This window comes from Chryseobacterium angstadtii (genome assembly GCF_001045465.1).
Lineage (GTDB): Bacteria > Bacteroidota > Bacteroidia > Flavobacteriales > Weeksellaceae > Chryseobacterium > Chryseobacterium angstadtii.
The window spans coordinates 1-12912 of the sequence record NZ_LFND01000006.1; the positions used below are offsets into that span (position 1 = coordinate 1).

At 37.2% G+C, this 12912-nt stretch carries 11 protein-coding genes and 1 tRNA gene; 10 read left to right on the forward strand and 2 right to left on the reverse strand.

Features of this window, described 5'->3' with window-relative positions:
* The first annotated feature begins 9 nt into the window (after positions 1-9).
* Positions 10-82, forward strand: a tRNA-Lys gene (locus ACM46_RS16775).
* Positions 83-498: 416 nt separating this feature from the next.
* On the opposite strand, the gene panC is transcribed toward ACM46_RS16775, so the two are convergent.
* Positions 499-1347, reverse strand: a complete 849-nt coding sequence (gene panC, locus ACM46_RS16780) for a pantoate--beta-alanine ligase (protein ID WP_048507855.1) — start codon at positions 1345-1347, stop codon at positions 499-501.
* A gap of 171 nt (positions 1348-1518) precedes the next feature.
* On the opposite strand from panC, the gene ACM46_RS16785 reads away from it, so the two are divergent.
* From ACM46_RS16785 to ACM46_RS16825, 9 genes are all read left to right on the forward strand, one after another.
* Positions 1519-2289 (forward strand): glycogen/starch synthase, encoded by a 771-nt coding sequence (locus ACM46_RS16785; protein WP_048507856.1) that lies wholly within the window; start codon positions 1519-1521, stop codon positions 2287-2289.
* A gap of 13 nt (positions 2290-2302) precedes the next feature.
* The gene (locus ACM46_RS16790) at positions 2303-3907 is read left to right on the forward strand and encodes a DUF4270 family protein (RefSeq protein ID WP_048507857.1); all 1605 of its coding nucleotides are present in this window, start codon (positions 2303-2305) and stop codon (positions 3905-3907) included.
* Positions 3908-3926: 19 nt separating this feature from the next.
* The gene (gene glmS, locus ACM46_RS16795; protein ID WP_048507858.1) at positions 3927-5780 is read left to right on the forward strand and encodes a glutamine--fructose-6-phosphate transaminase (isomerizing); all 1854 of its coding nucleotides are present in this window, start codon (positions 3927-3929) and stop codon (positions 5778-5780) included.
* A gap of 108 nt (positions 5781-5888) precedes the next feature.
* On the forward strand, positions 5889-7310 hold the full coding sequence (gene porK, locus ACM46_RS16800; RefSeq protein WP_048507859.1) for a T9SS ring complex lipoprotein PorK/GldK: 1422 nt from the start codon (positions 5889-5891) through the stop codon (positions 7308-7310).
* 60 nt (positions 7311-7370) lie between these two features.
* On the forward strand, positions 7371-8063 hold the full coding sequence (porL, locus tag ACM46_RS16805) for a type IX secretion system motor protein PorL/GldL (RefSeq protein ID WP_048507860.1): 693 nt from the start codon (positions 7371-7373) through the stop codon (positions 8061-8063).
* Positions 8064-8114: 51 nt separating this feature from the next.
* Positions 8115-9707: a type IX secretion system motor protein PorM/GldM gene (gene porM, locus ACM46_RS16810; protein WP_048507861.1), complete on the forward strand. Its 1593-nt coding sequence runs from the start codon at positions 8115-8117 to the stop codon at positions 9705-9707.
* A 20-nt stretch (positions 9708-9727) separates the two neighbouring features.
* Positions 9728-10666 (forward strand): type IX secretion system ring subunit PorN/GldN, encoded by a 939-nt coding sequence (porN, locus tag ACM46_RS16815; RefSeq protein ID WP_048507862.1) that lies wholly within the window; start codon positions 9728-9730, stop codon positions 10664-10666.
* A 56-nt stretch (positions 10667-10722) separates the two neighbouring features.
* A complete protein-coding gene (locus tag ACM46_RS16820) occupies positions 10723-11757 on the forward strand; it encodes an NAD(P)/FAD-dependent oxidoreductase (protein ID WP_048507863.1) in 1035 nt (344 codons plus the stop codon).
* 187 nt (positions 11758-11944) lie between these two features.
* Positions 11945-12205, forward strand: a complete 261-nt coding sequence (locus tag ACM46_RS16825) for a SemiSWEET transporter (RefSeq protein ID WP_048507864.1) — start codon at positions 11945-11947, stop codon at positions 12203-12205.
* A 133-nt stretch (positions 12206-12338) separates the two neighbouring features.
* On the opposite strand, the gene ACM46_RS16830 is transcribed toward ACM46_RS16825, so the two are convergent.
* Positions 12339-12770, reverse strand: coding sequence for an META domain-containing protein (locus ACM46_RS16830; RefSeq protein WP_053082719.1), 432 nt, complete (start codon positions 12768-12770; stop codon positions 12339-12341).
* Positions 12771-12912 lie beyond the last annotated feature (142 nt).

Consider the following 12912-nt stretch of genomic DNA (forward strand, 5'->3'; position numbering starts at 1 on the left):
AAAGTGACCGACTCGGTAGCTCAGCTGGTAGAGCAATACACTTTTAATGTATGGGTCCTGGGTTCGAATCCCAGCCGGGTCACAAGTTTACTGAAAAGTAAATTTTTTTCATATTAATATTTTGTGATTTGGTGTATCAAAGGTTTCCTCAAGAGACCTTTGATTTTTTTTTGATATATACTTCAACCTGTAAAAGTAAAGCCGCATCAGGCTCAGAGATTGTGGACTGAACAAAAATTAATTGCTCATTGCACTCGCGGATTATGAGGATAAAGCAGATGAATAGAAGTGAAAGTCAGTACACTCTTCATCAAAATCAATGAAGTTGATTCCCTCTTTGCTCTCCTTTATAAACACTATAATAATTTTCTTTGCTTTAAATAACCAGACTTTAACTACTCCGCAAGTTTTGTGTATGGCCAAAGAAAAAGCTCTGATCCATAAGACCAGAGCTTCTTTTATAAATTATGCGGATGCATTGTTGGAGTACATTCCGTACTAATCCAGATGCATATTGTCAATTAATCTTACACCATCTACCACAACCACAATAAATGCGCGGTATTTTCTGTCTTTGTAAAAGAAATCGGTTTCTTTCAGGGTGTCTTCATCGGCAATCAGGAAGTATTCCAGCTTCATTCCCTGTTCGTGATCGAAAATATCTGTTACTCTTTCCTTTATTTCAGGAATGGTAACCGTGCGGAACCAATCGTTTACTTTATTTAGGGTGTTGTAAATAACTTTTGCAGCTTCTTTTCTGTCTTCATGGAGTCTTTGATTTCTTGAGCTTAGTGCCAGACCGTTTTCTGCTCTGTAAATAGGAACGCCGATTACCTTTACCGGAAGCTGTTTTTTTTCAACCATTTTTTTGATGATGGCTAGCTGTTGGAAATCTTTTTCACCAAAATAAGCATTGTCAGGTTTAACCTGTCTGAAAAGTTCTTCTACCACAGTTCCTACCCCGTCAAAATGTCCCGGTCTGAATTTTCCTTCCATTTCATTTTCCAGTCCGTCAAAATCATAATGCTGGCTTTCTGTCTTTTCAGGATAGATATCTGCCACTTCAGGAATGTATACTGCATCTACCAGTCCTGAGTTTTTCAGGATAAGAATATCACGGTTGATATCTCTGGGATACTTTTTCAGGTCTTCAGGGTTGTTGAATTGGGTCGGATTTACAAAAATTGAAGAAATTACCAGGTCATTATCTTTTCTGGCTTCTTCATACAGGGCAAGATGGCCGTTGTGCAGTGCTCCCATAGTAGGGGCAAAGCCTATCTTTTTCCCCATTTCTTTCTGTCTTTCAATGAAATCCTGAAGGGTTTTCTTATTTTTTATAATTTCCATTGTTTATTTTAATACTAATTCAAAAATACTAAAAATATCATAAAATTATATGAGTTTTTAATAATTTGAAAATAGGAATTATCGTAAAATAATGTTAATTAAAATAATGTTGGATGTTTTTTTGTAATTTTGCACATTAAAGCATTTTTACAAAAATATAGATAGAAATTTATGCCGAATCAAAAAATACTGTACATTACTACAGAGATGTATCCATATCAGGAAGATACAAATATGGCTGCAGTGGTAAACAAAATGGCACTTAAGATGCACAATGAAGGCAATGATGTAAGAGTTTTTATGCCAAGATTTGGACAAATAAGTGAGAGAAAATTCCAGCTTCACGAAGTGATCCGTCTTTCAGGAATGAATATTATTATCAATGACCTGGACCAGCCTTTAATCATTAAAGTAGCTTCTCTTCCGGGAGAAAGACTTCAGGTTTACTTTATCGACAATGAAGAATACTTCAAAAGAAAACAGTACTACGTGGATGATGAAGGGAACCCTTTTGATGATAATGATGAAAGAGCTATTTTCTTTGCCAGAGGGGTTATTGAAACCATCAAAAAGCTGAACTGGGTTCCGGATGTGATCCATTTAAACGGATGGATGTCTTCTTTTGTTCCAATTTACCTTAAAACCTATTACGAATCTGATACTTACTTTAAAGACGCCAAGATTGTACTTTCTTTATACAACGAGAAAGATGCAGACCTGGATAAGAATATTGCTGAAAAACTGGCATTCGATAATATTTCAGGATTAAAAGCGTTAGATAATCCAACGATCAAAAGTTTCGTTGTTGAAAGTATGAATTACGTAGACATGGTAGTGAAAGGAGATGAGTTTTTAGATGAAGACCTTGATAAAGGATTCAAGGAAACAACAACTCCAAAATCAGAATACGTAGACGTAGATTCTATAAACCAACTTTATTAAAATCACATTTTTAATGACTCATACTGTTAAAAGGACCTTAGCCATTCTCTTTATGGCGGTTTTCGGAAGTACTCTTCTTTATAACTGCGAACCGGATGTGGATTCGCTGGGAGAGCAGCTTTTTCTTGGTGATGCTGCTGAAGGAAATATTTCCTCACATGAACTTATCGCTTATAATATTAACAATAATGATACGATCCGAAGTGATGCGGGTAGATTAGTTAGTCTGATTAATACATCGGGAGTATCAACCAGTACAGCTGTTATAGGAGCTTTCAATGAAGGACAGTTTGGAATGCAGAAAGCCTCTTTCCTTACCCAGCTGAGAATGTCTACAGATAATTTTGATTTCGGAACAGCTCCAAAGATGGACTCTGTAGTGCTGGTGATGAAACCTGTTGCAGTAACAGATTCAGTAAGTGCACCGGGAGCAAAAGACGAAAGTATTATGATAGGTACAGACAATGTTCCTGTGTCTACAGATATCAAAACGTATCCGGTTTCTTATTTTACAAAATATGGTAAACTAAAACTTGGAGCCGGTGGTAGCCATACGCTTCTAAATGTAAAAGTAGATGAAATTACAACATTCCTGGACGGAAATTCGGATGCTTTCAAAAGATCCAATGTGGTTGTAAGCACGGGAGCAGCTTTGGGTGCTTCTGTATTTAACGGAAAAGTAAGAGCGGTAACCATTACCAAGAAATCTGACAACTCATCTGTGTTTACATCAGACCCAAGTTTCAGAATCCGTTTAGATAAAGACTTTTTCCAGACGAAAATTCTTGATAAAAATAAAAAGCCCGAACTTATGGATGCGGCAAACTTTACGAGATACTTCAACGGAATCAGACTTTCTGTGGATGAAACAGATGGATATCTTCTTCAGTTCTCTCCGGATACCATGGAGATCGTTATGTATTATACCAATGAGAAGAATGATAACGGAACCATTACAAGACCTCAAAGTACCTTTAAACTTTTAATGAGTGGGGGAATAGGTAACCAGCGTATCGGCCAGTATGCTTATGACAGAACTAATTCTGCCTGGAAAACTGCTTCTTCAAATATCAATACAACGGATGGAGATGATAAACTTTATACTCAGGGGATGGGAGGACCTTCTATAGCTGTGAAAATTCCTGAGCAGACCATCATTGATCTTAAAAAGTTATACAATGAGAAGAAAGAAGCTATCATCAGCGCTAAAATCAGAATCTATACAGATCTTTCCAGCTGGAATAACAATTACAGAAAAACTGCGAGTAATCTTACCATTTCTCCTTACACGCTAAATACGGCGACCAATTTATTAGAGGTTTCAGGCTTTACAGCAGAACAGACTGCAGGATTCCCATGGATAAAGTCCGCTGAGGATTTAAGCTATTATGATTTCACTGTTACCAAAACGGTAAAAGATATTGTAGAAGGAACAGCAGCCAATAATACCATCATTATTAATCCGGGTCAGTTTGTTCCTACTACAAACAATACATTGGCAGGATATAGATTTACTACGAGAGCATTTGCAACAGAAAGAAATGTTTTTGTAGGATCATTCGATAAAACAAATCCTAACAGAATTCAGTTAAAAGTAGTTCACGGGATTAAAAAATAAAAAAAACACTAGATAAAATATGTGCGGAATTGTAGGATATACAGGATTTCAAGATGCGTATGAAATTGTAATCAACGGTCTTAGAAGATTAGAATATAGAGGGTATGACAGTGCCGGAATTGTTTTAGAAAGTTCAGATAAAAAATTTGAAGTAGAAAAAACAAAAGGTAAAGTAGATGATTTGGTTAAAATTTCAGAACAACTGAAAGGAACAGCCAAAATAGGGATGGGACACACACGTTGGGCTACTCACGGAGTTCCGAGTGATAGAAACTCACACCCGCATTTGTCAAATAACGAAAAGATTGCCCTTGTACATAATGGAATTATAGAAAACTATGATACCATCAAAACGATGCTTACGGAAAAAGGATTTACATTCAAATCCGAAACAGATACAGAAGTATTGGTGAACCTTATCCAGTACTTTATGGATCTGAATTCTGAAACAGATTTCCCTACAGCAGTAAGATATGCTTTGAATGAAGTATACGGAGCCTATGCTATTACAGTACTTCACGAAGATTATCCTGGTTTGCTGGTTGTAGCAAGACTGGGTTCTCCTCTGGCTATCGGATTGGGAGATAAAGAATATTTTATTGCTTCCGATGCATCTCCTTTCGTAGAATTTACCAAAGAAGCCATCTATCTTGAAGAAGGTCATATGGCCACTATTTCATTGGAAAATGGAGTAGATATCAGAACGATCAACGATAACTCTAAAATAGAGCCTGAAATTCAGGAACTTAAATTAAGTCTGGAGCAGATTGAAAAAGGAGGGTATGAGCATTTTATGCTTAAAGAAATCTTTGAACAGCCAAAATCTATCCACGATACCATGAGAGGAAGGCTTCTTGTAGACGAAGGAGTAATCAAAATGGCAGGAATCTGGGATCATGTAGAGAAATTTAAGAATGCCAACAGAATTATCATCATTGCTTGCGGAACATCATGGCATGCCGGTCTTATCGGAGAATATCTTATTGAAGAATATGCAAGAATTCCTGTAGAAGTAGAATATGCATCAGAATTCAGATACAGAAATCCTATTATTACAGATAAAGATGTGGTGATTGCAATTTCTCAATCCGGAGAAACGGCAGATACAATGGCTGCATTGAAATTGGCGAAAGAAAAAGGAGCATTTATTTATGGGATCTGTAATGTGGTAGATTCTTCCATTGCAAGAATTACAGATGCAGGTTCATATACCCATGCCGGTCCGGAGATTGGTGTGGCTTCTACTAAAGCATTTACAGCACAGCTTACGATTCTTACTTTAATTGCCTTTAAATTAGGAAAACACAACGGTAATTTAGGAAATGCAGAATTCATGAGCTTAATTGCTGAGCTGGATGCTATCCCTAAAAAAATTGAAGAAGTTTTAAATACAACTCACGAGCTTACTCAGAACATTGCAAAAGACTTTGTAAGTGCTACGAACTTCCTTTATTTAGGAAGAGGATACAATTATCCTGCAGCGCTTGAAGGAGCTTTAAAACTGAAAGAGATCTCTTATATTCATGCTGAAGGATATCCTGCGGCGGAAATGAAGCACGGTCCTATTGCCCTTATTGATGAGAATATGCCAATCGTTATTATTGCTCCTAAAAAAGGACATTATGATAAGATTGTGAGTAATGTTCAGGAAATTAAGGCCAGAAAAGGAAAAGTGATTGCGGTAGTTAATAAAGGAGATCAGCAGGTAAGTTCAATGGCAGATTATGTGATTGAAATTCCTGAGACTTCAGAATGTTTCTCTCCAATCGTTGCATCAGTGCCTTTACAACTGCTTGCATACTACATTGCTGTGTACCGAGGAGCCAATGTAGACCAGCCTAGAAACCTGGCAAAATCAGTAACCGTGGAATAAAAAACAGTTGTAAATAAAATAAATTTAGATTTCTTCCGTTATTTCAAAAAAAATCTTAAAAGTTTCTTAAAAAAATTATATATTTACGGCTTAATTATAAAAATTAACATGAAAAGGATATTTCTTTTATTATTGTCTGCGTCGGTAGCATCAGTATCTTGTTCAGGTGGTGGCAGTTCTTCTGTAGGGAAGCCTGGAACAAAAGGAGAATTGATACCAAGAGAAAAAACGAAATCATTTGTTGCGGAAAGACCATATGGAATGGTCGGTATTCCGGCAGGTTCATTTGTTGCTGGTTTAGCAGACCAGGATCCAACAAATACTCCTGAAAAAGCTTCGTTAAAAACTGTTACAGTCTCCTCTTTCTTCATGGATGAAGCGGAAACTACTAATGCAGAATACAGGGTATTTATCAATTATGTAAGAGATTCTATTGCTAGAACTCTATTAGCCGAAGCTGCCGGAGAAGGTGGTGAAGAAGGCGGACGTAGAGGAGCAAGCATAGGAGATTATGCATACCTTGCTAAAAAAGAAGAAAATTTAACACCTTATCAAGAATATTTAGAAGGCCAGGGAGGAAGAGAAGACGGAAGTTATGATGCCAGCAAAAGATTAGACTGGAAAATCCCATTGCATTGGACTACCGGAAAGTATCCTGATGTAGAATATGCGGAAGTTCTGGAATCTATGTATCTTCCGGCTTCTTCAAGAATCGGAAACGAAAGAATTTTAGACGTTAGTAAATTAAAATACAACTACCAGTGGGGAGATATGGATGCTGCACTTGCTGAGAACGAAAGAGGTGCCAACTACCTTAAGAGTTCAAGCATTGCCATCTATCCGGATACTACGGTTTGGGTAAACGATTTCCACTTCGCTTACAACGAACCATTGTTCGAACAGTATTTCTGGCACAAAGCCTATAAAGATTATCCTGTTGTTGGGGTAACCTGGGATCAGGCAAGAGCTTACTGTAACTTCAGATCTAAACTGAAAACAGATTACAACGAAAGCTTAAAAAGAAAAAAACAAAGACCATTGCAGTTCCGTCTTCCTACAGAAATCGAGTGGGAATATGCAGCAAGAGGCGGAATGCAGAATGCTACTTACCCTTGGGGTGGTCCATATTTAATGGACGACAGAGGTTGCTACTTAGCCAACTTCAAACCTAAAAGGGGTAACTACATGGAAGACGAGAAAAAAGGTACTTATACATATACAGCTCCAGTAAAGAAATTTAAGAAAAATGGATTTGGGTTATTTGATATGGCTGGAAACGTTTCTGAATGGACAGAATCTGCGTATAACAACTCTTCTTACGGGTTCTCTTCTACCTTAAATCCTTCTACAAAAGATAAAAAGGATACGAAGAAGTCGGTAAGAGGTGGATCTTGGAAAGATATAGGATATGCCCTGATGACAGGTGCAAGAGATTGGGAAAGAAAAGATTCTGCAAGAAGCTATATCGGATTCAGAACTGTACAGGATATTCCTGAAGCAGCTGTTAAGCCAAGAAGAGTTAACAGATAATTAACCAGACTATTATTTTTCAATAACAATTTTATTTAACATTAAAAAAACTAACTTAATATGTTTAAGACTAAAGATGCTTGGATGAATTTCTTTTATTCATTCGGTGCTGCAATTGTAATTCTTGGAGCTTGGCTTAAAATTACTCACATTACCTTGGGGCCAATTAACGGTAATATCGCTCTTACAGTGGGACTTATTACGGAGGCTATTATCTTTATCATTTTCGCATTCGACCCTCCTAAATCGGAAGAGTCTTATGCATGGGAAAATGTTTATCCTGAACTATTAGACAAACATGCAAACCCAAACCCTTTACATTCTAATGTGTCATCTAAAAACAATGCACAGCAGTTTGCAGAACTAGAAAATTCTCTTTCAAATAAATTAGACAAAATGCTTCAGGATGCAAAACTGGACGTTCAGTTATTTGACAGATTAAGAACTGGTATCGACAAGTTTTCCAACTCTGTAGACCAGATCAACCAAACCGTTGACGTATCTGCTTCTACTCATAAATATAACGATCAGCTTAACAAAGCGGCTCAGCATATGGAAAGTATGAATGCTTTATATGCTATGCAGCTTGAAAGCGGTAAAAGACAATCTGAATTTGCCAACAAATATGTGGCAGATATGCAGAAGTCTGCAGAACATTCTGAAAAATTCAATCAAGAGTTACAAGGTTTAACAACTAATCTTAACAGTTTAAATAGAGTTTATGGTGGTATGCTTACTGCTATGAAGTCTTAATTCCTAACCATTTCTAATTAACTACTTAATCAAAAACTAAAAGAAAAGAGAATGGCACAAGGAAAACAGACACCTCGTCAGAAGATGATCAACCTGATGTATTTGGTGTTCATCGCGATGATGGCCCTAAATATTGATGCAGAAATCATCAGATCATACTATGACTCTACCAGAGCTTTGAATGAAACAAGAACCTTAACGGAGAAAAAGAACGAAAAGATTTTTGAAAAAACATTGGAAGCAAAAGCTTTGCAGGTTCCGGATACTTACGCACAGCCTTGGGAAAACTATAAAGTTTTAAAAGGTAAAATTGACGGATTGGTATCTTCTGCTCAGGAGATAAAAAATGCTTTGAAAAAACAGTCAGAGTTTCATGATAAAGACCCAAAGACTGGAAAAGATATTGATGTAAGCGAAAATTTTGCAGCATTGAACAACAATGAAGCAACGACAGAGTATTTCTTCAAAGAAGGAGATGAAAATTCACCTTCAAAAGGAGCTTTGGATTTAAAAGCTAAAATTGACGATGTAAGAAATTATATCAATGCAACTTTCGGAAACAATCCTCAGTTGAAAGATTTAGTAGACAGAGCCAACAAATCTCTGATTGCTGAATATCCAAAAGGAAAATCTCCGAACGATAAGACTTGGTTTCAGAATAAATTCTATCATCAGCCTCTGATTGCTGCGATCTCTAATTTGGAGATTATTCAGAATGATGCAAGAAACGTACAGTCTGATGCATTGGCATTGTTACTTCAGGAAAAAGTAGATGCAAGTATCAAATTCTCTAGCTATGAGCCAATTGTTTCTGGTCCGGTAGATATCCAGGCAGGAAAACAGGCTGAAGTAAAAGTAATGTTGGGTACTTACTCTAACAGTAATAAAATCAGCATCACGGGTGTAGGAAGAGTAGAAAATGGAAAAGGAATTACTTCTATTTCAGGTTCTGGTATCGGAGAGCACAAATTGGGAGGAACAATTACTTTAACTGATGCTTCAGGAAAACCTCAAAGTTTCCCGTGGACGCACACGTATAACGTAATTGCAGGACCAAGAGAAGTGAAGCTTGAAAAAGGATTATTACTTTCTGCAGACAAAATGAATGTAATGTATAGAGGACTTGAGAACCCTGTTTCAGGATCAATCTTAGGTGCTGACAATTCTAAACTTTCATTATCTGCTCCGGGAGCTTCTGTAAGAAATACAGGCCCAGGAAAATGGATTGTAAAACCTACTACTGGTAATACAGTTAAGTTGACATTATCAGGTATAGACCCTTACGGAAAATCTGTATCTCAGGTATTTGAATATAGAATTAAGAATGTACCACCGCCACAAGGACAAATCAGAGGACAGAGTATTGTAGCAATGCCTCCGACTTCGATCCCGAATCAGACGGTACAGGCAGCAATTCCTGACTTTGACTTCCCAGTTTCGTTTACTGTAACTCAGTTTATGGTAAGAGTACCTGGAAGAGCAGCACTGTTAGTTCACGGAAATTCATTGAATGATGCCGCTGGATTAGTGAAAAACCTTAGATCTGGAGACGTAGTTTCTATCTTTGATATTAAAGTTACTGCTCAAGGACTGGATGGCCAAGTAATTAAAAACATTACTCCTATAATCATTAATATTCCATAGGACTAAAATTGTAATTTATTATGAAAAAATATATTAGCACCCTTTTAGTATTAGTTTCGGGATTTGCTTTTTCCCAGACTATTCTGAACGCAGCTTCTCCGGAAGAGTTCAGACAGATGAGAGAGGAAAACAAACAAAAAGTTGGTGATACTATTATTGATAAAACAGTAAAGCCTCTTGAATATGGGTTTGTAGAAGATAAAGATATCCTTAAAAGTATGTTTGTATGGGAGATCATTGATATGAATGACAAGATCAACCAGCCTTTCTACTATGACAATCCGGACGGACTTCTTGCTACACCTACAAGATCACTGTATCAGTTATTGTTAGATGCTGCATTAAGTGGAAAGATCGATCAGGTTTATGATGATGAAAACTTTACAGTAAAACTTTCTCCGGAAGGTATTCAGAAAAGACTTGAAAAAGTAATCATCAACGATGCTGCTATTGATATCCTTAACTCCGGAAGACAATTAACAGATCAGGAGAAAAAAGAATATACTGACGTTTTCAAGACTACTACTGAAAAAGTAAAAGTTCTTAAAATCATGGGTATGTGGTTTATCGATAAGAGAGACGGACAAATGAAGTACAGACCTCTTGGGATTGCTGCTATGGGACCGGATCCTGCCGTACAGGGAGTTATCGGACCAGATGGTAAGCCAATTGCAAGTAACGATGAGCTTATTGACCTGTTCTGGATCTTCTATCCAAATGCAAGAGACGTATTAGCAAACAATTTTGTTTATAACAGAAAGAACTCATCTGCCGATCTGTCTTTCGATGATGTAATCAATGCGAGAAGATTCTCTTCAGTGATTTACAAATCATCAAGCGGTTTAGGTGATGGTACCATCAAAGATTACATCCCTAAAGATGCTGACGATCAGATGGAAGAAAGTGAAAGAATCAAAAGTCAGATCCTTAGTATGGAGAATGACATGTGGAATTACTAAGATTTCACTTGATATTTATATAAAACCTGAGTATTTTTACTCAGGTTTTTTTTATTATGAAACAGATAGACTATATCATCGTTGGAGACGGCTATGCAGGCATGTTTTTCGCTCACCAGTTAATCAGAAACAACAAATCTTTTGTATTGTTTTCGGAAGGCAGAAAAAGTGCCTCACAGGTTTCTGCAGGAATTATTAACCCTGTGGTACTTAAGAAATTTACTACATTCTGGAAAGCACAGGAACAGATCGATTTCCTGAAGAAGACATTAACTGAGATAAAATCCTATACCGGAAAAAATTATCTTATTGATTCCCCTATCCATAGAATTTTTCATGATGAAAACGAACAGAAACTCTGGCTGAAAAAATCAGAGAATGATGAACTTTCCGGATTTCTTGACAAAAAATTCGATCATTTAGAGGTAGTAAAAAACAACTTTCTCACAGGAAAGGTCAATCAGTCTGCCAGGCTCCAGGTGAGTGGATTTTTCGTGGATCTATTTGATTTTTTAGAAAAAAATGCATTCCTCATTAAAGAAAAGTTCGATTATACAAAATTGGATGCTTCTTCGGGGACTTATAAAGATCTTCAGTTTAAAAATGCAGTATTCTGTGAGGGAATGGGCGTGACGGAAAATCCTTTCTTCTCAGACATTGCTGTAAATCCCAATAAAGGACATCATATTAAAGTAAAACTTTCCCATGCGATTCCGGAAGATGTCACCATTAAAAAGAAACATTTCTTGTTCCCGACAGATAACGGACTCTATTTCTATGGCGGAACCTATGACCGGGAGCAGCTTCACCATCATGTAGATGAATCTGCCGTAACCCAACTTGTCAATGGCCTATCTGAAATTTATCCCCATGATTTTGAAGTGGAAGAAGTAAATTTTGGTTTCAGACCTACCGTAAAAGACAGAAGACCTATTATAGGAAGGCATGCGTCATTTAAAAATCTCTATGTTTTCAACGGTTTGGGAGCGCGGGGAATTCTCAATGGCTGCTACTTTTCAAAAAGCCTGTACCAGTTTATAGAAGAGGATATCCCTTTGCATGAAGAAGTCTCTGCCGAAAGGTTTAAATAAGAATTGATGCTGGAAGAGGAAGTCAAAAGGTGCTGCCAGGATATCAATGGGCTGAAGTTGCAGTAAAGAACATGAGAATAATCGAAATTGTTTTAACGCCTTCCATATCCTCCCTCTTCCGGCCTCCGCCTTCCATCTTTCACAGATATTCCCTGAAAATTCTTATCTTCAGAAGAGAATTGAAACTATGAATGAAAATACCCTGGGTATAATAGCCGGAATTCTTACTTCCATCTCCATGATCCCTCAGCTGATTAAAGTTATCAGAGAAAAAAATGTTGATGAAATTTCTCTGGTAATGCTTCTGGTCCTTATTTCAGGGCTTTCGTTGTGGGTATGGTATGGCTTTATGAAAGATGAGCTGCCTATTATTGTGTCCAATGCGTTTGCTGTTCTGGTCAATATAAGCCTACTGATCTGCTATATGCTCTATAAAAAATCCTCATAATAAGCCCACAGGCGAAACGGTAAAATGGCAAAAAAAGTAAAACAGTCAATTTTTTATCTACCTATTCACCTTCTTTGCCTTCTCAGCCCTTCCGCCTCCTCAGCTTTTTTACTTTTTTCGTCTTTTCCCTCAACTACGGTTGAAGAACAAATTTCGCCAAAGGAGCCATTCGCGCCTTATTTAAAGTCAATGTATTTCCATTAACGGAATAATTATCTGCAGCAAGTAAAGCTTTTGTGAAAAGCTGTTCTGTTTCAAGATCCTCGCAGGCCATCATGGTAGACATTCCCTGGTTGAATTTGATTCTCATGACATCAGGCTTGATTTCATAAGTTCCTCCAACACCGTTGCAGCCCGCATGGCCTTCATATCTCATGCCTTCCGTATTCAGTTTGAAATAAGGATTGTTTTTAGGACTTTTAAGTTGGATGGGCTTTCCGTTCAGTTCCGTAAGTTTCCAGGTTTTACCGGTAATATCAGTCGTTTTCTGAGCGGCCGGCGTTTTACAGGCTGTCAGAAATACCAGCATCATCATAGCCGATAGATAAAGATATAAGTTTTTCATGGTGATTTTGTGTGTGGTTTTTAATATTGTTATAGTTCCTATATTAACCTGTTAGGGATAAGACATTTCAGTTTTTATCATGATGTAAGGAAGTCAGAAGCTCGAAGAGGGAAGTTCTTGAAGTTCAAAGATATAAATACAA

What these genes read in the sequence shown, in the direction of transcription:
- ACM46_RS16825 (WP_048507864.1), top strand. Translation starts at nt 11,945, where the DNA reads ATGAATGAAAATACCCTGGGTATAATAGCCGGAATTCTTACTTCCATC.
- ACM46_RS16785 (WP_048507856.1), top strand. Translation starts at nt 1,519, where the DNA reads ATGCCGAATCAAAAAATACTGTACATTACTACAGAGATGTATCCATAT.
- ACM46_RS16820 (WP_048507863.1), top strand. Translation starts at nt 10,723, where the DNA reads ATGAAACAGATAGACTATATCATCGTTGGAGACGGCTATGCAGGCATG.
- ACM46_RS16790 (WP_048507857.1), top strand. Translation starts at nt 2,303, where the DNA reads ATGACTCATACTGTTAAAAGGACCTTAGCCATTCTCTTTATGGCGGTT.
- porM (WP_048507861.1), top strand. Translation starts at nt 8,115, where the DNA reads ATGGCACAAGGAAAACAGACACCTCGTCAGAAGATGATCAACCTGATG.
- porK (WP_048507859.1), top strand. Translation starts at nt 5,889, where the DNA reads ATGAAAAGGATATTTCTTTTATTATTGTCTGCGTCGGTAGCATCAGTA.
- porL (WP_048507860.1), top strand. Translation starts at nt 7,371, where the DNA reads ATGTTTAAGACTAAAGATGCTTGGATGAATTTCTTTTATTCATTCGGT.
- porN (WP_048507862.1), top strand. Translation starts at nt 9,728, where the DNA reads ATGAAAAAATATATTAGCACCCTTTTAGTATTAGTTTCGGGATTTGCT.
- ACM46_RS16830 (WP_053082719.1), bottom strand. Translation starts at nt 12,770, where the DNA reads ATGAAAAACTTATATCTTTATCTATCGGCTATGATGATGCTGGTATTT.
- panC (WP_048507855.1), bottom strand. Translation starts at nt 1,347, where the DNA reads ATGGAAATTATAAAAAATAAGAAAACCCTTCAGGATTTCATTGAAAGA.
- glmS (WP_048507858.1), top strand. Translation starts at nt 3,927, where the DNA reads ATGTGCGGAATTGTAGGATATACAGGATTTCAAGATGCGTATGAAATT.